Here is a 19,448-nt window from a genome sequence, read left to right as displayed (position 1 = left end):
GTCCTGTCGTTCTCCACGCTCTCTCCGCGTTTCCGGTCTCTGCCCGATGCCGCATCGGGCAGGCGCCGGTGGTTGGCCGCCCCGACGCCGGCTTCCGGCGTGGGGAACTGCCCGGATGGTGGCCTCGTTCTGGCCGCCGGGGCGCCGCTGACAAGGCGCCGAAAGGCGGGGGCGGTGCCGGATGGCGGCGATCTTCACGCCAGGCGCCAATCTGGCGGCGAAACTCGTCCTGATCGGCGGGGTCGCGGCAGGGGCGGGAGGGCTTGGCTGGTGGTGGCTCTGGCCGCGCACGAATTATGCCCGCCGGGTCGGTTTCCCGGTGGAGCAGCCGGTGCCGTTCAGCCATGAGCACCATGTCGCCGGGCTCGGTATCGATTGCCGGTTCTGCCACGCGGCGGTGGAAAGCTCGGCCGCGGCGGGATTGCCACCTACCTACACTTGCATGACCTGCCATTCGCAGGTCTGGACCAATGCCGCCGTGCTCGCGCCGGTGCGGCAGAGTTTCGCGCGGCACCGCCCGATTGCCTGGCAGCGCGTCACCGACCTGCCGGACTACGTCTATTTCCATCACGCGATCCACATCGCCAAGGGCGTGGGCTGCGAGGAGTGCCATGGCCGGATCGACCGCATGGCGCTCACCGCCAAGGCCCGGCCGATGACCATGGGCTTCTGCCTCGACTGCCATCGTGATCCGGGTCCCCGGCTGCGTCCGCGCGCGGCGGTGACGGAGATGGGGTGGCGGCGCGGGCCCGCCACACCGCCGGCGCAGGCGCTGCTGGCCGCGTACCATATCGGGGCTCGGCGGCTCACCGATTGCTCGATCTGCCACCGATGACCGTGCGGGACCGACCCGGTCGGGACGCACTGGCTCCACCGTTGGCGCAGCGGCGGCGGGTGCTGGGCCTGATGGCGGCGTCGATGGCATTGGCGGGCTGCGATCCGGGCGGAGAGGACCGCGCTTTGCTGCCTCCGGTGCGCCAGCCGCCCGGCATCCAGCCCGGCGGGGTCAACCGCTATGCCAGCGTCCTGACCGCCGGTGGCGAGGCCAGCGGCGTGGTGGTGACGCACCGCTCTGGCCGGCCCGTCAAGATCGAGGGGAATCCCAACCACCCGGCCAGCCTCGGAGCCACCGACGCGGTCGGCCAGGCGGCGATCCTGGATCTCTATGATCCCTGGCGTGCCGCTTCGCTGTCCCGGCAGGGGGTGCCGCAGGCGGAAGGGGTGCTGCTGGAGGCGCTCGCGGCGCTGCGGACCGGCTTCGCCGCCGATCACGGCGCCGGGCTGCGGTTGCTGACGGGCAGCGTGGTCTCGCCGAGCCTCGCGCGCGCGATCGATGCGGTGCTGGCGGCCTGGCCCGGCGCGCGGTGGCATCAATGGGACGGCATTCCCCGCGACAACGTGCTGCACGGGGCCATGCTCGCCTATGGACAACCCGTGGCCGTGGTGCCGCGGCTGGAGGCGGCCGGGCTGGTGCTCGGGCTCGACAGCGATCTGCTGGAAACCGCGCCCGGGCATCTGCGCCATGCCCGTTTCCTCGCCGCCGGCCGCAATCCCACGCGCGCCGACACACGCAACCGGATCTATGCCGCCGAGGCGACGCCGACGCTGCTGGGCGTGCGCGGCGATCACCGCCATCCCGCCGGCCCGCAGGAAATGCACCGCATCGTCATGGGGCTCGCCGCCTCGGTGCTGCGCAACGAGCGGCCAGAAGGCTGGATCGCCGCGGTGACCGGGGATCTCAAGGCGCATCCGGGACGTGCGCTGGTGCATGCCGGCCCCGACCTGCCGGCCGAGGCGCAGGCGCTGGTGCATGCGGTCAACGAGGCGCTGGGCGGGCGTGGCCGCACCTTCGAGGTGATCGATCCGCCGCAGCGGGATCCGGTGCTGCAGGAAGACAGCCTGCGCGCGCTGGTCGCTGACATGGCGGACGGCCGGGTGCGGGTGCTGGTGATTCTGGGCAGCAACCCGGTGTTCACCGCACCGGCCTCGCTGGGCTTCGCGGCGGCGCTGGCGCGTGTGCCCTCCAGCCTGGCGCTGGCGAGCGCGCCCGACGAGACCACCGACGCCGTCACCTGGTTCGTGCCGGCGGTGCATGAGCTGGAGGACTGGGGGGATGCGCTGGCCTTCGATGGCACGGCCGCGATCGCCCAGCCGCAACTGCTGCCGCTGCAAGGCGGACGCAGTCCGTTCGAGCTGTTGCCGTTGCTGTACGGTTTCACGGCCGGCGATGCCCGCGCCTGGGTGCGCGACACCTGGCGTGACCGGCTGGACGATACTGCATGGCGCGAGGCGCTGAGCCGCGGGGTAGTGCCGGGCAGTGCCGCCCCGGCGCTGCCGGTGGCGCTGCGCGCCGAGGCTGCCACGCTGGCCCCGCCCGCGCCGCCGTCCGGCCTGGCGCTGCGGATTCGTCCCGATTCGCATCTCGGCGACGGTCGTCACGCGGGCAATGCCTGGTTGCAGGAGGCGCCACGGCCGCTGACCCGGGTGGCCTGGGAAACGCCCGTGCTGATCTCTCCGCAGATCGCGGCGCGGGAGAGGCTGGCGAACGGCGACGTGGTCCGGCTGGCCTGTGGCACCGCCACGGTGACGGCGCCGTGCTGGATCATGCCCGGCCAGGCGGCGGAGGTGGTGGTTGCGGTGGCCGGTGGCGGGCGGTGGCAGGCCGGGCCGGTCGGCACGGGGGTGGGGAGCGATGTCACGCCCCTGCGCGGCCAGTCCGGAGTGGTGGGACTGCGGCGCACCGGCGACCATGTGGCGATCGCCTGTGGCACGCGGGCCGATGGTGGCCTCGAACTCTCGCGCGACGTTGCGAAGCGCATGGCTGCGGCGCAGCAGCAGCCGAAGCCTTCGCCGCAGCCGAGCCTCTATCCGCCGCGTTCCGGCGGGGGGGCGGTGCAATGGGGCATGAGCATCGATCTGAATGCCTGCATCGGCTGCAATGCGTGTGTGATTGCCTGTCAGGCGGAGAACAACGTTCCCGTGGTCGGCTGCGAGGAGATGCTGCGACATCGCGAGATGCACTGGCTGCGGATCGATCATTACGACGAAGGTCCCGTCGAGACGCCCCGCACAATGCTGCAGCCGATGCTGTGCCAGCATTGCGAACAGGCCCCCTGCGAGATCGTCTGTCCGGTGAACGCCACGGTGCATGATGCCGAGGGCTTGAACCTGCAGGTCTATAATCGCTGTGTCGGCACGCGGTTCTGTTCCAACAACTGCCCGTACAAGGTGCGGCGATTCAATTTCGGGGCCTATGCCCGCGAGGAATCGCGACCGCCGGCCACGCGCAACCCCGAAGTCAGCGTGCGCGGCCGAGGGGTGATGGAGAAGTGCAGCTTCTGCCTGCAGCGCATCGCCGAGGCCCGTGTTGCCGCCGACACGGCCGGGCCTGCGGCTGCCGAAGCCGGGGTGGTGACCGCCTGCCAGGCGGCCTGTCCGACACGGGCCTTCAGTTTCGGAAACGTCGCCGATCCTGACAGCGAGGTGTCACGCCGCAAGGCAGCGCCGTTGAGCTATGCGGCGTTGGAAAAGCTCTCGACCTCGCCGCGCGTCAGCTACGAGGCGCGGCTGGACAACCCCAATCCGGCGCTCGACCAGGATGACTGAGTCGATAAGCGACCTCGCGATCCCGCCTGTCATTGCCCCGGGGGAAACGGAAGCTGCCGTCACCGACCAGATCAGTGCCCTGGCTTTGCGCGAGGGCACGTGGCGCTGGTGGTGGATCGGCTTCGCCCTGTCCGTGGCTTTGCTGGTCCAGGGCATCTTCGCCGCCTGCTGGGCCTTCGCCCAAGGCATCCGGGTCTGGGGCAATGACTGGCCGGTGATGTGGGGCTTTCCGATCATCAACTACGTCTGGTGGATCGGCATTGCCAGTGGTGGTACCTTCATCTCCGCGTTCTTCTTCCTGGTGCGGGTGGAGTGGCGCACCTCGCTCTCGCGCATCGCCGAGACGCTGACCGTGTTCGCCGCCGCCTGTGCCGGGCTGTATCCGATCTTCCATCTCGGCCGGCCCTGGCTGTTCTACTGGCTGTTTCCCTACCCGAACACGATGGGGCTGTGGCCACAATTCCGCAGTCCGCTGTTCTGGGACTTCGCCGCGATCTTTGCCTATGTCACCGCCTCGGTCCTGTTCTGGTATTTCGGACTGCTGCCGGATCTGGCGACGCTGCGTGATCGTGCCTCCCGCCGTGGCACGCAGGTCTTCTACGGCGTGCTCGCACTGGGCTTTCGCGGCTCGGGGCGCGAGTGGGGACATTACCGCGCGGTCTATGCGGTGCTGGCGGCGATCATGGCGCCGATGGTGGTGTCGGTTCACAGCATCGTCGGGCTGGATTTCGCCGGCGCGCTGACCACCGGCTGGCATTCCACCCAGTTCCCGCCGTTCTTCGTGTTCGGCGCCGTGCATTCGGGGTTTGCCGCGGTGCTGTTCCTGGTGCTGCCGTTGCGGCGCCTGCTGGGGCTTGAACCTTTCATCACCGGCCGGCATGTCGATGTGCTCGGCCGGCTGCTGCTGACCACGGCGCTGTGCGTCGGCTATTCCTACATCATGGACGCGTTCTTCGCTTTCTATCGTGGCGAGGCCGCGGAACGGCTCTGGTTCCTTGATCGGGTCAGCGGTGTCCATGCCTCGGTGTACTGGGCGACCCTGGTGCTGAACGTGGCGCTGCCGCAAATGCTGTGGTGGCGGTCGCTGCGGGCGAGCCAGCCATTGCTGATGCTGGTGTCGGCCGGGGTGATCGCCGGTATGTGGCTGGAACGCTACGGCATCGTGGTGACCAGTCCGCAGCATGACCACATCCCCTCGGCCTGGGGGGCCTATGCGGCGACGGTCTGGGACTGGTCGCTGTTCACCGGCACGGTCGGGCTGTTCTTCACCGGTTTCCTGTTGTGCGTGCGGCTGCTGCCGGTGATCTCGATCTTCGAATTGCGCGAGCTGGTGCGAGGGCAACGGTGATGGCGCATCTGCTCTTCGGTTTCGCTTCGCCCGAGGCATTGCAGGAAGCGGCGCGGCGGTTGCGCGTGGAGCGGCTCGGCGCGGTGGAGACGTACACGCCGGTCCCGCTCACCGGAGGCGGCAGCTGGATCCCATGGCTGATCCTGGCCGCCGGCATGCTGGGCGCGACCGGAGCGTTCCTGCTGCAGAGTGTCGCCACGGTCTGGTCTGACCCGCTCAATGTGGGGGGACGCCCGGATTTCAGTTGGCCTGCCTTCATGCCGATGGCACTGGAATCCGGCCTGCTGTGCGGTGTGGTCGCAGGGGTCATCGGATTCCTCGTCGCCGCGCGGCTGCCGATGCCCTACCGGCCGGTCGACGAGGCGGAGACGTTTCGCCGGGCCAGTCGCGACCTGTTCTTCGTGGCGCTGCGCAGCGGCAACGCGGCGGCATTGGCACATGCGCGGGCGCTGCTGCACGATTTGCGCCCGGCGGTCATCGAGGAGGTGGCGGCGTGAGCCGGGGGGGCGGCAACGGCGTCCTCGCGCTTGTCGCCTGTGGCCTGCTCTGTGGCTGTGACGACATGTCGGATCAGCCGAAGCCGGGGCCGTATTCGGGCGATGTGGTGCGGCCCGCGGGCGTCGTCGCCTTCGGGGAGGCGCCGGACCCGGTGCCGCCGCTGACGCCGGCCTTGCTGCGACGCGGCCAGGAGCGCTTCCACATCTACTGCACGCCCTGCCATTCGGAACTCGGTGACGGCAACGGCATGATCGTGCAGCGCGGGTTTCCGTCTCCGCCCTCGTACCACATCGACCGGTTGCGTGCGGCGCCGCCCCGGCATTTCGTCGACGTCATCACCAACGGCTATGGCGTGATGTATTCCTTTGCCTATCGGGTGGCGCCGGCCGACCGCTGGGCCATCGCCGCCTACATCAAGGCGTTGCAGCGCAGCCAGCACGCCCGTCCCGAGGAAATTCCGCCTGATCAAAGGCAGGCTTTGCGATGAAGGCCGCCCTTGCCGCCATCGCCGGGCTGCTCGTTGCTATCCTCGCCTGGAAGCTCGATCCCGGCCGGTTCCAGCATGCGTGGCTGGCGGCGCTGTCGCTGTGGCTGGGCTGGCCGCTGGGCTCGCTTGCCTTGTTGCTGGCCCATGCGTTGACCGGCGGACGCTGGGGCGAAGCCGTGCAGCCGGCCCTGCTCGCGGGGGTGGCGAGCCTGCCGCTGCTGGTGCCCGCGCTGGTACCGCTCGGGCTCGGTCTGGAGGTGCTGTATCCCTGGACGCATGGGCCGCATGCGGCGGGCCATTTCTACCTTTCGGTGTCGTTCCTGGCCGGGCGGGCGGTGCTTTATCTGGTGGCCTGGCTTGGCCTCGCCGCGCTGGTGCTGCTGCGTGGGGCGACGTCGCAGATTGCCGCGCCGGGCCTGATCGTGTTGGCGGTGACCGTCACCTTCGCGGCGATCGACGGCACGATGGCGCTGGATCCGGCGTTCGGATCCTCGGTGTGGGGGATGGTGACGGCCGCCTCCATGGGCGTGCTGGCGCTGGCGCTGGCGACCTTCATGGCTGCGCCTGCGGTGTTACCGAACATCCGCTCCGATCTCGGCAGGCTGCTGCTCGGGCTCGTGGTGCTGTGGGCCTATCTCGAATCCATGCAGTTCCTGATTGTGTGGGAGTCCGACCTGCCGACGGAAGCCGGCTGGTATCTCGCGCGGGTGCAGGGCTCATGGCTCTGGGGCACGGTGGCGCTGGCCCTGGCGCATGGCGTGGTGCCGTTCTTTGCCTTGCTGTCCGCGCGTGTGCGCCGGTCGGCCGGTGGCCTGTCCGCCGTCGCCTGCCTGCTGGTCGCGGCCGAGGCGCTGCGAGCGCTCTGGATCGTGCTGCCGGCCGCGCCGCGCCCGATCGCCTGGACCGACCTTGCCTGCATCTTCGCCTTTGCCGCGCTTTCGCTGGGGATGGCATGGGTACGGCCGGCGTGGACGCCCGCCCATGCCTGAGCTGCGCCTGTCGCCGCCACGGCATGAGCGGCAGGATGTCGGCCCGCGCTTTGCCCTGACGGTCGCGGCGGGCCTGATCGCCGTGCTGCTGGTGGTGGCCGGGCTTGCCGGCTGGCTCTATCCGGCGGCATTGCACGGCCGGCAACTGGTCCTGCCGGCCCAACCGCATCCGCCGCTGCAATCGAGTCCGCGCCGCGACATGCAGCGCTTTCGGCAGGAGGAACTGCAACAGCTGAATTCGGCGGGCTTGATCGACCGCGAGCATGGCATTGTTCACATCCCGATCGACGCCGCCATGGACCGGATTGCCGCGGAAGGCATTCCGGGATGGCCGGGGCGATGAGGATAATGCTGGTCCTGCTGCTGCTGGCAGCACCCGTGCGCGCGGAGGATCTGCAGTGGACCCCGCATCCCGGCGCCGCCGTGCCGGATACGGCGGCGCTGCTGACCTCCGATGGTGAGGCAATGTCGTTCGGGGCACTTGCCCCGGGGCGTCCGCTGGTGCTGGCCCTGGGCTACTACCGGTGCACGACGCTCTGCGGCGTGGTCCGTGACGATTTGATCTCGGCCTTCATGGCATCCGGGCTGCGGGCAGGGCGTGACGCCGATCTGGTGGTGCTGTCGATCGATCCGCGCGACCAACCGGCGGATGTGGCACAGGCGTGGCACGCGGCGTTGGCGCGGCACGGTGGCGACGGAACGGGCTGGCATTTTCTGACCGGCGACAGCACGGCGGTGCAGCGTGCAGTCGGCTTCCGGGCACGCTGGGACGCGACGCTGCAGCAATTCATGCATCCGGCTGGCGCGGTGATCGTGGCACCCAATCACCGGGTTGCTGCCTATCTGTTTGGCGTCGGCTTCGACCCTGGTGCTCTCCGCAAGGCGGTGCAGGGCGCGCGCACGGGCGAGGTGCAGCCGCCGCCGTCGCTGGTGCAGTTGCTCTGCTTTCGCCTCGATCCGGTCACCGGCCACCGCACCCTCGCGATCGAGCGCGTGGTCAGCCTGGCCGCAGCGGTGACGGCCCTGTTGGTTGGCCTGCTCCTGTGGCGCGCGCATCGTGGCGGCCGGGGACGGGGCGATCCGGCATGAACCCGTTGCTGCTGGTGCAGGGCTCCAACCACGCGCCTGAGCTGGATCTGCTGTTCGGCGCCCTGCTGCTGATCACCGCCGCCGTGCTGCTGCTGGCCTTCGGCCTGATCTGGACCTACGTGATCCGCTACCGCGCGAGCAATCCGCTCGATCGTGGCGGGCTCGCGCAGAAGACCTGGCGGATGGAAGTCGCCTGGACGACGGCGACGCTGCTGGTGTTCTTCGGCCTGTTCATCTGGGGGGCGGATCTCTACACGCGCCTGTTCCTCCCGCCCGAGGACACGCTCAAGGTCTGGGTCGTGGGCAAGCAATGGATGTGGAAGGTCCAGCATCCGGGCGGCCAGCGCGAGATCAATGCGCTGCACGTGCCGGTGAACCGTCCGGTGCAGTTGATCATGACCAGCGAGGACGTGATCCATGATTTCTTCATCCCGGGTTTCCGCATCAAGCGCGATGTGCTGCCGGGGCGTTACACGACGCTGTGGTTCCGCGCCGATCGGCTCGGCAGCTACCACCTGTTCTGCGCTCAGTTCTGCGGCACCGACCATTCCCGCATGATCGGCGAGGTCATCGTGATGGAACCGGCCGATTTCGACATCTGGCTCGCCGAGAACGGCGGCGGTGCAACGTTGGCCGAGGCAGGGCAGGGCCTGTTCATCCGCTACGGCTGCAGCGGTTGCCATGGCGGCCGATCCAGCGTGCATGCGCCGCCGTTGGAAGGGGTCTATGGCAGCCCGGTGCCGCTGTCGGACGGCAGTGTCGTGGTGGCGGATGACCGCTACATCCACGACTCGATCCTGTATCCGGGGGCGCAGGTGGCGGCAGGGTACGCGCCGCTGATGCCGTCCTTCGCCGGGCAGATCATCGAGGAGGATCTGGTGAAGCTGGTCGCCTATATCCGCTCCCTGGCCGGGGCAAGGCCAGTCCCATGAGCATCGCTTTGGGCACGGACGCGCGCGTGGCGCCAAGCTATCTTCATCACGGAACCACGCTGGCATCCTGGCTGTTCACCACCGACCACAAGCGCATCGCGCTGCTGTATTTCGGCAGCATCACGGTCTTCTTCTTCCTCGGTGGCGCCGCCGCGGCGCTGATCCGCTGGCAACTGATCTCGCCCGAGGGCGCCCTGGTCTCGCCCGAGACCTATAATCGGTTGTTCACGCTGCACGGCGTGGTGATGGTCTGGCTGTTCCTGGTGCCGGCGGTGCCGGTGACGCTGGGCAATTTCGTGGTGCCGCTGATGCTGGGGGCGCGCGACCTGGCCTTCCCACGACTGAACCTGCTGAGCTGGTACATCTTCATCGCCGGCGGGCTGCTGGTGGTGGCCGGGCTGTTCGCGGGCGGGCTCGATACCGGCTGGACCTTCTACACGCCGCTGTCCACGGCCTTCGCCAAGGGGCATCTGGTGCTGGTGGCGGGCGGGGTGTTCGTCACCGGGTTCTCCTCGATCGCCACCGGGCTCAACTTCATCGTCAGCATCCACCGCCTGCGTGCCCCGGGCATGACCTGGTACCGGCTGCCGCTGTTCCTGTGGTCCCTGTACGCGACCAGCGTCATCCTGGTGCTCGGCACGCCGGTGCTGGCGATCACGCTGACGCTGCTGGTGTTCGAGCGCGTCTTCGGCGTCGGTGTGTTCGACCCCACGCTCGGCGGCGATCCGCTGCTGTTCCAGCACCTGTTCTGGTTCTACTCGCACCCGGCGGTCTACATCATGATCCTGCCGGGGATGGGCATCGCCAGCGAGGTGGTAACCACGTTCAGCCAGAAAGGGATCTTCGGCTACAAATTCATCGCCTGGGCCAGCATCTCGATCGCCGTGATCAGCTTCTTCGTGTGGGGCCACCACATGTTCGTGGCCGGCACCAGCATGTACGCCGCGATCGTGTTCTCGCTGCTGAGCTACCTCGTCGCCGTGCCCTCGGCGATCAAGGTGTTCAACTGGATCGGCACTCTGCACAAGGGATTCATCCGCTTCGACGCGCCGATGCTGTACGTGCTCGGCTTCATCGGGCTGTTCACCTCGGGGGGGTTGACCGGGCTGTTCCTGGCGGCGCTGGCGGTCGATGTCCACGTGCACGACACCTATTTCGTAGTGGCGCATTTCCACTTCATCATGGTCGGCGGCATGGTCAGCGCCTATTTCGCCGGCCTGCATTACTGGTGGCCGAAGATCACCGGGCGCCTCTATCCCGAGATCTGGGCCCGCATCGCCGCCTTCGTGATGTTCCTCGGCTTCAATCTGACCTTCCTGCCGCAGTTCGTCCTCGGCTGGCTCGGCATGCCCCGCCGCTACGCCACCTATCCGCCGGAATTCCAGGTGCTGCACGTGCTGTCCTCGGCCGGCGCCACCATCCTGGCCGCGAGCTACTTGATGCCGATGGTCTATCTGACCTGGTCGCTGCTGCGCGGCCCCCGCGCCCCCGCCAATCCCTGGCACGCGACCGGGCTGGAATGGCAGACGCCCTCGCCGCCGCCCTTCTGCAATTTCGAGGTCACCCCGGTCGTCACCGGCCCGCCCTATGCCTATCCCCCGCCCGAGGAAGTGGGCAGCCATGCCTGAACGGCTCGGCCCGCACCACCAGTTCCAGTTCGAGAGCCCCGCGCACCAGGCGGATACGGCGATCGCCGGCATGTGGCTGTTCCTGGCCACCGAGGCGCTGTTCTTCGGCGGGCTGTTCCTGGCATTCATCTTCTGCCGCCACCAGCACCCAGCGGGGTTCGACCTCGCGGCCCGGCACACGAAGCTGTGGATTGGTGCCGTCAACACCGCCCTGCTGCTGACCAGCAGCGCCGTCATGGCCGCTGCCCCGGTCCTGGCCGGGCACGGCCGAGGCCGGCAGGTGCGCTGGATCTGCGCCGTCACCGCCGCGTTCGGCATCGCGTTCCTGGCGCTGAAGGGGGTCGAGTGGAAAGGCGATTTCGACGAGCATCTCTGGCCGGGCCCGGATTTCGCCCTGGCCAGGGAGGCGGGGGGAGGGGCCGCCCTGTTCTTCGCGTTCTACTTCGTGGCGACCGGCCTGCACGGGCTGCACATGCTGATCGGGCTCGGCCTGCTGACCTGGCTGGGGCTGCGCGCCCGGGCGGGGGCGCTGGACGGCGGCCACGCGGTCCCGGCCGAGGTGGTGGGACTCTACTGGTCCTTCGTCGACATGATCTGGGTGGTGCTGTTCCCGCTGATCTACCTGCTGGGACGGGTGGGGGCATGAGATGACCGCGCCAGGCCCCCATCTGCGCCGGCTGGGCGGGAGCTGGCTGGCGGTGCTGGGCCTGCTGGCGGCGCAGCTCTGGGCGGTGCCGTTGCTGCCGGGCTGGCTGGCGGCCCCGGCCCTGGTGTTGCTCATGGCAGCCATGCTGATCGTGATCGGAACGGCATTCATGCGAATGTACTCAGTCTCTGGTCTGGCGCAGGCTTTCGCGGTGGCGGCGCTGCTGTGGCTCGTCATCCTGCTGGGGCTCGGCAGCGTGGACCCGCTGACCCGGACCGACTATTCGGTGCCGGTCACGCGTCATCCCTGACACCCGCCGAAACGGACCCTCCTGCCGATGTCGCTCTCCCGCCTGCTGGCCACCTTCGCCGAGGGGTGCCGCCGCCGTGCCATCCTGGTGCTGGTCGGTGCCCTGCTGCTCACGACCCTCTCGGGCTGGCTTGCCGCCACGCGCCTGGGCGTCACCACGGATACGGACACCTTGTTCGCCTCCAGCCTGCCCTGGCGGCAGCGCGCGATGGCCATGGACCGGGCCTTTCCCCAGTTCACCGACCTGCTGGTCGCCGTGGTGGACGCCGCGATCCCCGAGCAGGCGGAGCAGACCGCCGCCGCGCTCGCCCAGGCGCTGTCCTCCGACACGACCCATTTCCGCTCGGTCCGCCAGCCGGATGCCTCGCCCTATTTCGACGCGAACGGGCTGATGTTCCTGGACGAGGCGACGCTGAACGAGCTGATGGAACGCACCATCGACGCGCAGCCCTTCCTCGGCCAGCTCATCGCCGATCCTTCCGCCCGCGGCCTGTTCGCCGCGCTCGGCCTGCTGGGCATGGGGGTGGATCGTGGCCAGGCCGACCTCGCCCCGGTCCGCTCGGCGCTGGAGGCGTTCCGCCGCACCCTCGCCGATGCCGCCGCCGGCAAGCCGCGCCCGCTGTCGTGGCAGACGCTGCTGGGCGGCAAGCTGGTCGATCTGGCCGGGCAGTACCGCTTCGTGCTGGTGCAGCCGAAGCTCGACCATGGTGCGCTGGCCCCCGGCGGCGCCGCCACCGACGCGATCCGGGCCGCCGCCGCGCAACTGCCCTGGGTGAAGGCCGGGCAGGCGCATGTCCGTATCACCGGCTCGGTGGCGCTCGCCGACGAGGAATTCGCCACGGTCGCCGAAGGCGCGGTCGCCGGCATGATCGGCAGCATGCTGCTGGTGACGCTGTGGCTGGTGCTGGCGGTGCGGTCCTGGCGGCTGATCGTGCCGATCCTGCTCACGCTCGGGCTCGGCCTGGCGCTGACCACCGGCTTCGCCGCCCTGGTGGTGGGCACGCTGAACCTGGTCTCGGTCGCCTTCGCCATCCTGTTTGTCGGCATCGCCGTCGATTTCGCCATCCAGTTCTGCGTGCGCTACCGCGAGATGCGGCTGCAGGCCGGCGAACCGGTGGCGGCGCTGCAGATGACCGCCGCGCGGGTCGGGCCGCAGATCCTGGTGGCCGCCGCCGCCACCGCGGCCGGCTTCCTGGCCTTCGTGCCGACCGATTTCAGCGGCGTGGCCGAACTCGGCCTGATCGCGGGGGCGGGCATGGTGATCGCCTTCGCCTGCACCCTCGGCTTCCTGCCCGCCGCCCTGGCGCTGTTCCGCCCGCGCGGCGAGCAGGCCGAGATCGGCTTCGCCTGGGCCGGCCTGCTGGAGACGCAACTGGTGCGCCGGCGCGGTCCGGTGCTGGCGATCTTCGCCGCGCTCGCGGTGGCGGGCGCGGTGCTGCTGCCGCGGCTGGCCTTCGATTCCGACCCGCTGCACACCAAGAACCCGCACACCGAGGCGATGCGCACGCTCTCGGACCTGATGGAATCGCCGCTGACCAACCCCTACACCATCGACATCATCGCCCCCTCCCAGGCCGAGGCCGACGCGCTGGCAGTGAAGCTGCGCAAGCTGCCGCTGGTGGAGGACGCGCTGACGCTGTCCAGCCTGGTGCCAGAAAACCAGCCGGCCAAGCTGGCGGTGATCGCCGATGCCGCCAGCATCCTGACCGCGACCCTGGCGCCGCGCTCCCCGGCCGCCCCGGTCTCCGCCGCCGACCTCCGCCTTGCGGCCAAGGCTGCCCTGTCCAACCTGGAACGCGCCGCCGCCAAGGCCCCCGACACGCCGGTGCCGGGGATCGTGGAGGCGTTGCGCCGGCTGGTGGCCGCCCCCGATCCGGTGCTGCTGGAAACCGACGCGGCGCTCACCCGCTATTTGCCGCTGCAACTCGGGCGGCTGCGCACCGCGCTCGACGCGAAGCCGGTCACTCTGGCCTCGATCCCGCAGGACATCGCGCGCGACTGGCGCCTGCCGGACGGGCGCGCGCGGGTGCAGGTGCTGCCGCGCGCCCAGGCCCGCGATTCCGTCGGGCTGCACGCCTTCGTGGCCGAGGTTCAGGGCATCGCCCCGGAAGCGGCCGGCTCGGCGGTGACCATCGTCGGCAGCGCCACCACCATCGTCGGAGCCTTCCGCTCGGCGGCACTCCTCGCCCTGGGGGCGATCGCCATCATCCTGGCCCTGGTGCTGCGGCGCGTGATCGACGTGCTGCTGGTGATGGCGCCGCTGCTGCTGGCGGCGCTGATGACCGTGGTCGGCGCGACCGTCTGGCAGCTGCCGCTGAACTTCGCCAACATCATCGCCCTGCCGCTGCTGCTGGGCGTGGGCGTGTCGTTCAACATCTACTTCGTGATGAACTGGCGCGCCGGCGCCGACCGCTTCCTCGGCACCGCGACGGCCCGCGCGATCATCTTCTCCGCGCTGACCACCGGCACGGCCTTCGGCTCGCTCGCGCTCAGCGCCCATCCGGGCACGGCCAGCATGGGCGACCTGCTGATGCTCAGCCTCGGCTGCACGTTGATTGCGACGTTGTTGTTCGTGCCGACCTTGCTGCGGGCGCTCAATCTTTGGAGTCGCGGCAGCAGGTAGCGTTGGAAGGCGTAGGGCGGATAAGCGCAGCGTCATCCGCCGACGCAAGCTTCCGCAAGGTGGCTGGCTTGCGTTGGTGGACTGCGTCCGCCCTACGCCAAAGGACGGCTAGGGCGTGGTCCAGATCGGTTCCTTGAGCTTGCCCAGGAACGTCGCATGGGCCGCCAGTTCCGCTTCGTTCGGCGTGATGATCCGGGGCGAGCGGGGGCCGACCGCGTCGTAGACGGCCACCGGCATCGTCGCCTGTCCCGCGTCTGCCAGCGACAAGCCGCGTTGACGGCCCCCGGTCAGCTCGACATAGACCTCGGCCAGCAGCCGGCAGTCCAGCAGGGCGTTGTGCGTCGTGCGTTCGGACAGGTCGATGTCGAAGCGCCGGCACAGCGCGTCCAGACTGTTCGGCATGCCAGGGAAGCGGGCCTTGGCCAGCGCCAGCGTATCCACCATGCGCTCCATCGCCAGCGCCGGCCGGCCGAGGCGCGCGAACTCGGCGTTGAGGAAGCCGAAGTCGAACGGCGCATTGTGCGCAACCAGCGGGCCGTCACCGAGGAAGTCCAGCAGTGCGTCGGCGATCTCGGCGAAGCGCGGCTTGCCCACGAGCTTGTCGAGGGTGATGCCGTGCACGCGCGCCGCTTCTTCCGGGATGTCGCGCTCGGGGTGGATCAGGGTGTGATAATGCTGGCCGGTGGGCAGGTCGTTGATCAGCTCCAGGGCGGCGACCTCGATCACGCGGTCGCCGCTCAGCGGGTTGAGGCCGGTGGTCTCGGTGTCGAACAGAACTGAACGGGTCATCCGCGAAGTCTCCTGATCAGGCGCCGGATCGCTCGCAACGCATGATGTTTCGAAAGCCCGGTCCGCACTACCACATCGGCGCGGCGGCGCTTCTCGGCATCGGGCATCTGCCGCGCCAGCACCGCGCGCACCTGCGCCGGGTCCATGCGGCGGCGCCGCGCCACCCGGTTGATCTGCACCGAAGCGGGGGCGGACACCACCAGCACCAGGTCGGTGCGGATCCTACCCCCCGTCTCGAACAGCAACGGGATGTCCAGCACCGCGATCCGGGCCCTGGCACGGCGGGCGCGGGCAAGGAAGGCACGTGCCTCTTCGTATACCATCGGATGCAGGATCTGCTCCAGCCGCCGCAATGCCCCCGGATCGGCGAGGGCGATGTCACGCAGGGCGGCACGGTCCAGCACCGGGCGGTCGCGCGCGTCGGTGCGGACGGCCCGGGGAAAGGTCGCGGCGATGGCGCGCAACGCCCGCCCGCCCGGGGCCTGCAGCCGGTGCACGGTGGCGTCGGCGTCGAAGACCGGGATATGGGCGCGCCGGAAGGCGGTGGCGGCGGTGGACTTGCCCATGCCGATCCCGCCGGTCAGCCCGATCACCCGCATCTGCCGCTCCATGCCATGGTCCAGGCAACAAGCACGCGCGAGGGCAGGGGGCAAGACTGCTGAAATCATCAAACTGACACATGCCCTGCGCCACCGGCGCCGCTATCGGTGGACAAGGAAAATGATCACCGAGCCCCCCATCTCCCGCGCCGCCCCGGGCGGGCCTGCCGGCGCGTCCGTGCGGTTGCATGGCGTGAGCCGTCGTTTCGGCGCCGTCACCGCGCTCGATGCCGCGTCATTGCACGTCGCGGCCGGCAGTTTCTGCGTGCTGCTCGGCCCGTCGGGCTGCGGCAAGACCACATGCCTGCGCATCGTCGCCGGCCTGGAACAGGCGAGCGACGGACGGGTGGAAATCGGCGGGCGCGACGTCACCGCCCTGCCGCCGGCGCAGCGCGGTGTTGCGATGGTGTTCCAGTCCTATGCGCTGTTCCCGCATCTGAACGTTGCCGAAAACATCGTCTTCGGCCTGAAGGCGCGCTCCGTGCCGAAGCCGGAGCGCGCCCGGCGGTTGGAGCGGGCCGCCGCGATCCTGGGCATCGGGCACCTGCTGTCGCGCCGGCCCGGGCAGTTGTCCGGCGGGCAGCAGCAACGCGTGGCGCTCGGCCGCGCCATCGTTGCCGAGGCGCCCGTCTGCCTGATGGACGAGCCGCTGTCGAACCTGGATGCGCAACTGCGTGCCGACATGCGGCGTGAGATCCTGGCGCTGCAGCGCCGGCTTGGCATCACCATGCTGTACGTCACCCATGACCAGACCGAGGCCATGGGCATGGCCGATCAGGTGGTGCTGCTGCGCGAGGGCCGCATCGAGCAGGATGCGCCGCCGGCCGACATCTACGCCCACCCCGCCACCGCTTTTGCCGCGAGCTTCATCGGCACGCCGCCGATGAACCTGCTGCCGCTCGTGCCTGCCGCCGGCGGGATGGTGGTGCGCGGCACCGACGGCCCGGTGCTGGTACCGCCGCATCCCGCCGCGGCGCAGGCCGGCATCCGGCCGGAGGCGTTGCGCCTCGCCGGACAGGGCCTGCCCGCGACCGTGCTGCATGCCGAGTATCTCGGCGCCGACACGGTGCTGGCCTGTCTCGCGGGGGACGGGGTGCGGTTGCTGGCCCGGCTGCCGGGCCGGACGGTGCTGCCCGATGGGGCCGGCGTGCGCCTCGCCATCGATCCCGCCGACATCCACCTCTTCGATGCCGCCGGGCAACGCATCGCGCCCGTTCCGCACTTTGCCTGAGTCCTGCCCTTTCCTTCGAGAGGTCCGCATGTCCCTCACGCGCCGTACCTTGCTCGCCCTCCCGCTCGCGGCCCCCGCGATCACCAGGGCACAAGGCGTGACCGAGATCGAGTTCTATTTCCCGGTCGCGGTCGGTGGCCCGATCACGAAGATCGTCGATCGCTACGCCGCCGATTTCATGGCCGCCCATCCGGACATCCGGGTGAAGCCGATCTATGCCGGCAGCTACGTGGACACGCTCGCCAAGGCGATGACGGCGGTGAAGGCGGGGCAGGGGCCGGCGCTGGCGGTCACGCTGGCGGTGGATGCGCACTCGCTGGTGGACAACGAGCTGATCGTGCCGCTGGACACGCTCGCCACCAGCGTGGAGGACCGCGCCTGGCTCAACAGCTTCTATCCCGCCTTCCTGCGCAATGGCCAGATCGGTGGCCATGTCTGGGGCGTGCCGTTCCAGCGCTCCACCATCGTCATGTATTGGAACAAGGACGTGTTCCGCGAGGCCGGGCTCGATCCGGATCATGCACCGGCGAACTGGGAGGAGATGACGGCCTTCGCGCGCAAGACCACGAAGCGTGAAGGCGACCGCGTGACCCGCTGGGGCATCCAGGTGCCCGCCACCGGCTTTCCCTACTGGCTCTACCAGGCCTTCGCCATCCAGGCCGGTGCCGAGCTTGCGAACGCGGCCGGGAACCGGGTGAACTACAACGCCCCGGCCTGCGTCGAGGCGCTGCAGTACTGGATCGACCTGACGCGCAAATACGGCGTGCATCCCGACGGCATCGTGGACTGGGCCACCACGCCGCGCGACTTCCTGGAAGGCAGGGTCGCGATGATCTGGCACACCACGGGCAACCTGACCAATATCCGCGGCAATGCGCGTTTCCCGTTCGGGGTGGCGATGCTGCCCGCGCACAAGCGCCGCGGCAGCCCGACCGGTGGCGGCAATTTCCATCTGTTCAAGGGCGCCTCGCCAGCACAGACGGCGGCGAGCCTGCGCTTCGTGAAATGGATGACCTCGCCTACGCGCGCGGCGCAATGGGGCATCGATACCGGCTATGTGGCGACCCGGCCCGATGCCTGGACCACGCCGGAAATGCGGGCCTATGTTGCCGACTTCCCCGCCGCCGCGGTCGCGCGCGACCAGCTGGAATACGCCGTGCCCGAGCTGTCCACGCACGACAACCAGCGCGTGACCCAGGTGCTGAACGACGAGTTGCAGGCGGCCCTGCTCGGCCGCAAGTCGCCGAAGCAGGCGCTCGACGACGCGCAGGCCAATGCCACGCGCCTGCTGCGCCCCTATGCCCGTTGACCGTGGGAGTCCGACGATGATCCGCCGCCGTACGCTGCTTGCTGCGTCCGCCGCGACGCTGGGTGCGCCCGCCATCCTGCGGGCGCAGACCGTGACCGAGCTGTCGTTCTACTACCCGATTGCCGTGGGTGGCCCGATCCCCGCGGTGATCGACGGCTATTGCCAGGACTTCCAGAAGCAGAGCGGCATCGCCGTGAAGCCCGTCTATGCCGGCAACTATGCCGAGACCATGACCAAGGCGGTCACGGCCCTGCGCGCCGGCGGCGGTCCGCAGCTCGCCGTGCTGCTGGCGGCGGAGATGCACAGCCTGCAGGATCTCGGCGTGCTGGTCAGCCTCGACGAGATCGGCCTGGATACCGAGGCAAAGCGCTGGCTTGCCGGTTTCTATCCCGCCTTCATGGCCAACAGCCGGGCCCAGGGGAAGACCTGGTCGGTGCCGTTCCAGCGCTCGACGGCGATCCAGTACTACAACAAGACCGCGTTCGAGGAAGCCGGGCTCGACCCCAACGCCTATCCGCGCACCTGGGCCGAACTGGCGGCGGCGGCGACGAAGCTGACGAAGCGCGACGCCTCCGGCCGCGTGACGCGCTGGGGCATCAAGCTCGCTTCCGATCTTGGCAATGCGCAATGGACCTTCGGCGCGCTGGCGCACCAGGCCGGCCATCGCCTGATGAACGAGGCCGGCACCGAGGTCTATTTCAACCATCCCCGGGCGATCGAGGCGCTGACGTACTGGCGCGCCTTCGCCTTCGAGCGTCATGCGACGCCCGAGGGCCTCTCCGCCTGGCCGCAGCTCTCGCCCGACTTCCTTGCCGGCAACACGGCGATCATCCAGCACACAACTGGCAACCTGACCAACCTGCGCACCAACGCGACCTTCCCCTTCGGGGTCGCCGGCCTGCCGGGCAAGGACGGCCCGCGCACCGTGGTGGGTGGCGGCAACCTGTATTTTTTCAAGGCGGCGAGCCCGGCCGAGCGCACCGCGGCGCTGCGCTTCGCCCGCTTCCTGACTGCCCCCGAGCGGGCGGCCGACTGGTCAATCCGCACCGGCTACATCGCCAGCAGCCCGGCGGCGTATGAGACGCCGGCGATGAAGCAATACGTTGCCGATTATCCCCCGGCCGACATCGCCCGCAGCTTCCTGCCGGTTGCCACCGGGGAACTCTCCACCTTCGAGAACCAGCGCGTGTACAAGGCCCTCACCGACCAGATCCAGGCCTGCCTGAACGGGGCTAAAACGCCGGCGCAGGCGATGGCCGAGGCTCAGGCCGAAGCCGACCGCATCCTCCGGCCGTTCCGGCGTGCCTAGTGCGGAGGTGCTTTCCTCCTGCCATTGCCCCGTTTCAACGGGGCAATGGCGAAGGC

Annotated in this window: 18 protein-coding genes; 16 read left to right on the top strand and 2 right to left on the bottom strand. The window is 69.5% G+C overall.

Translation table 11 applies throughout. The annotated features are described in order from the left end of the window. The first annotated feature begins 181 nt into the window (after positions 1–181). Genes NBY65_RS09405 through NBY65_RS09345 form a run of 13 tightly spaced genes read left to right on the top strand, consistent with a single transcriptional unit; the run spans position 182 to position 14,155 of the window. Entirely contained in the window at positions 182–835 is a 654-nt protein-coding gene (locus NBY65_RS09405; protein ID WP_150039728.1) for a cytochrome c3 family protein, read from the top strand. Beyond that, a complete protein-coding gene (locus NBY65_RS09400; protein ID WP_150039729.1) occupies positions 832–3,606 on the top strand; it encodes a 4Fe-4S dicluster domain-containing protein in 2,775 nt (924 codons plus the stop codon). The genes NBY65_RS09405 and NBY65_RS09400 overlap by 4 nt, the downstream gene beginning before the upstream one ends. Further along, a complete protein-coding gene (nrfD, locus tag NBY65_RS09395; protein ID WP_150039731.1) occupies positions 3,599–4,954 on the top strand; it encodes an NrfD/PsrC family molybdoenzyme membrane anchor subunit in 1,356 nt (451 codons plus the stop codon). Before NBY65_RS09400 ends, nrfD begins: the two co-directional genes overlap by 8 nt. Continuing rightward, on the top strand, positions 4,954–5,451 hold the full coding sequence (locus tag NBY65_RS09390; protein WP_150039733.1) for a DUF3341 domain-containing protein: 498 nt from the start codon (positions 4,954–4,956) through the stop codon (positions 5,449–5,451). Before nrfD ends, NBY65_RS09390 begins: the two co-directional genes overlap by 1 nt. Further along, positions 5,448–5,939: a c-type cytochrome gene (locus tag NBY65_RS09385; RefSeq protein WP_239002700.1), complete on the top strand. Its 492-nt coding sequence runs from the start codon at positions 5,448–5,450 to the stop codon at positions 5,937–5,939. Before NBY65_RS09390 ends, NBY65_RS09385 begins: the two co-directional genes overlap by 4 nt. Beyond that, a complete protein-coding gene (locus NBY65_RS09380) occupies positions 5,936–6,928 on the top strand; it encodes a hypothetical protein (RefSeq protein WP_150039734.1) in 993 nt (330 codons plus the stop codon). Before NBY65_RS09385 ends, NBY65_RS09380 begins: the two co-directional genes overlap by 4 nt. Next, a complete protein-coding gene (locus NBY65_RS09375) occupies positions 6,921–7,271 on the top strand; it encodes a hypothetical protein (protein WP_150039736.1) in 351 nt (116 codons plus the stop codon). The genes NBY65_RS09380 and NBY65_RS09375 overlap by 8 nt, the downstream gene beginning before the upstream one ends. Next, positions 7,268–8,017 (top strand): SCO family protein, encoded by a 750-nt coding sequence (locus NBY65_RS09370; protein WP_150039737.1) that lies wholly within the window; start codon positions 7,268–7,270, stop codon positions 8,015–8,017. Before NBY65_RS09375 ends, NBY65_RS09370 begins: the two co-directional genes overlap by 4 nt. After that, on the top strand, positions 8,014–8,949 hold the full coding sequence (coxB, locus tag NBY65_RS09365; RefSeq protein ID WP_150039739.1) for a cytochrome c oxidase subunit II: 936 nt from the start codon (positions 8,014–8,016) through the stop codon (positions 8,947–8,949). The genes NBY65_RS09370 and coxB overlap by 4 nt, the downstream gene beginning before the upstream one ends. Beyond that, on the top strand, positions 8,946–10,577 hold the full coding sequence (locus tag NBY65_RS09360; RefSeq protein WP_150039740.1) for a cytochrome c oxidase subunit I: 1,632 nt from the start codon (positions 8,946–8,948) through the stop codon (positions 10,575–10,577). Before coxB ends, NBY65_RS09360 begins: the two co-directional genes overlap by 4 nt. Beyond that, entirely contained in the window at positions 10,570–11,223 is a 654-nt protein-coding gene (locus NBY65_RS09355) for a cytochrome c oxidase subunit 3 (protein WP_150039742.1), read from the top strand. Before NBY65_RS09360 ends, NBY65_RS09355 begins: the two co-directional genes overlap by 8 nt. 1 nt (position 11,224) lies before the next feature. Beyond that, positions 11,225–11,533 carry a hypothetical protein gene (locus tag NBY65_RS09350; protein WP_150039744.1) on the top strand — a complete coding sequence of 103 codons (309 nt, stop codon included), beginning with the start codon at positions 11,225–11,227 and terminating at the stop codon, positions 11,531–11,533. A 27-nt stretch (positions 11,534–11,560) separates the two neighbouring features. Continuing rightward, a complete protein-coding gene (locus NBY65_RS09345) occupies positions 11,561–14,155 on the top strand; it encodes an MMPL family transporter (RefSeq protein WP_150039745.1) in 2,595 nt (864 codons plus the stop codon). Between the two features lie 108 nt (positions 14,156–14,263). Here the strand turns inward: NBY65_RS09345 and dnaQ are convergent, their stop codons facing one another. Next, positions 14,264–14,944, bottom strand: a complete 681-nt coding sequence (gene dnaQ, locus NBY65_RS09340; protein WP_150039747.1) for a DNA polymerase III subunit epsilon — start codon at positions 14,942–14,944, stop codon at positions 14,264–14,266. Beyond that, positions 14,941–15,543, bottom strand: coding sequence for a dephospho-CoA kinase (gene coaE, locus NBY65_RS09335; protein WP_150039874.1), 603 nt, complete (start codon positions 15,541–15,543; stop codon positions 14,941–14,943). Before coaE ends, dnaQ begins: the two co-directional genes overlap by 4 nt. A gap of 121 nt (positions 15,544–15,664) precedes the next feature. Here coaE and NBY65_RS09330 point away from each other — a divergent pair, with 121 nt between their 5' ends. The 3 genes from NBY65_RS09330 to NBY65_RS09320 are packed head-to-tail and all read left to right on the top strand — an operon-like array spanning position 15,665 to position 19,392. Beyond that, positions 15,665–16,774, top strand: coding sequence for an ABC transporter ATP-binding protein (locus NBY65_RS09330; protein WP_150039749.1), 1,110 nt, complete (start codon positions 15,665–15,667; stop codon positions 16,772–16,774). Positions 16,775–16,802: 28 nt separating this feature from the next. Next, positions 16,803–18,083 (top strand): ABC transporter substrate-binding protein, encoded by a 1,281-nt coding sequence (locus tag NBY65_RS09325; protein WP_150039751.1) that lies wholly within the window; start codon positions 16,803–16,805, stop codon positions 18,081–18,083. A gap of 16 nt (positions 18,084–18,099) precedes the next feature. Continuing rightward, positions 18,100–19,392: an ABC transporter substrate-binding protein gene (locus tag NBY65_RS09320; protein WP_150039752.1), complete on the top strand. Its 1,293-nt coding sequence runs from the start codon at positions 18,100–18,102 to the stop codon at positions 19,390–19,392. Positions 19,393–19,448: the final 56 nt, after the last annotated feature.

The sequence above is a fragment of the Rhodovastum atsumiense genome (assembly GCF_937425535.1).
Taxonomy (GTDB): Bacteria; Pseudomonadota; Alphaproteobacteria; order Acetobacterales; family Acetobacteraceae; genus Rhodovastum; species Rhodovastum atsumiense.
The sequence above is the reverse complement of the archived record's forward strand: the minus strand, read 5'-3'. Positions and strand labels throughout refer to the sequence as shown.

Excerpts from the sequence above, each read along its gene's own strand:
- NBY65_RS09355 (WP_150039742.1), top strand. The coding sequence starts at position 10,570 with ATGCCTGAACGGCTCGGCCCGCACCACCAGTTCCAGTTCGAGAGCCCC.
- NBY65_RS09325 (WP_150039751.1), top strand. The coding sequence starts at position 16,803 with ATGTCCCTCACGCGCCGTACCTTGCTCGCCCTCCCGCTCGCGGCCCCC.
- NBY65_RS09360 (WP_150039740.1), top strand. The coding sequence starts at position 8,946 with ATGAGCATCGCTTTGGGCACGGACGCGCGCGTGGCGCCAAGCTATCTT.
- NBY65_RS09345 (WP_150039745.1), top strand. The coding sequence starts at position 11,561 with ATGTCGCTCTCCCGCCTGCTGGCCACCTTCGCCGAGGGGTGCCGCCGC.
- NBY65_RS09380 (WP_150039734.1), top strand. The coding sequence starts at position 5,936 with ATGAAGGCCGCCCTTGCCGCCATCGCCGGGCTGCTCGTTGCTATCCTC.
- NBY65_RS09390 (WP_150039733.1), top strand. The coding sequence starts at position 4,954 with ATGGCGCATCTGCTCTTCGGTTTCGCTTCGCCCGAGGCATTGCAGGAA.
- dnaQ (WP_150039747.1), bottom strand. The coding sequence starts at position 14,944 with ATGACCCGTTCAGTTCTGTTCGACACCGAGACCACCGGCCTCAACCCG.
- NBY65_RS09320 (WP_150039752.1), top strand. The coding sequence starts at position 18,100 with ATGATCCGCCGCCGTACGCTGCTTGCTGCGTCCGCCGCGACGCTGGGT.
- NBY65_RS09400 (WP_150039729.1), top strand. The coding sequence starts at position 832 with ATGACCGTGCGGGACCGACCCGGTCGGGACGCACTGGCTCCACCGTTG.
- NBY65_RS09330 (WP_150039749.1), top strand. The coding sequence starts at position 15,665 with ATGATCACCGAGCCCCCCATCTCCCGCGCCGCCCCGGGCGGGCCTGCC.
- NBY65_RS09350 (WP_150039744.1), top strand. The coding sequence starts at position 11,225 with ATGACCGCGCCAGGCCCCCATCTGCGCCGGCTGGGCGGGAGCTGGCTG.
- nrfD (WP_150039731.1), top strand. The coding sequence starts at position 3,599 with ATGACTGAGTCGATAAGCGACCTCGCGATCCCGCCTGTCATTGCCCCG.
- NBY65_RS09405 (WP_150039728.1), top strand. The coding sequence starts at position 182 with ATGGCGGCGATCTTCACGCCAGGCGCCAATCTGGCGGCGAAACTCGTC.
- coxB (WP_150039739.1), top strand. The coding sequence starts at position 8,014 with ATGAACCCGTTGCTGCTGGTGCAGGGCTCCAACCACGCGCCTGAGCTG.
- NBY65_RS09375 (WP_150039736.1), top strand. The coding sequence starts at position 6,921 with ATGCCTGAGCTGCGCCTGTCGCCGCCACGGCATGAGCGGCAGGATGTC.
- coaE (WP_150039874.1), bottom strand. The coding sequence starts at position 15,543 with ATGCGGGTGATCGGGCTGACCGGCGGGATCGGCATGGGCAAGTCCACC.
- NBY65_RS09370 (WP_150039737.1), top strand. The coding sequence starts at position 7,268 with ATGAGGATAATGCTGGTCCTGCTGCTGCTGGCAGCACCCGTGCGCGCG.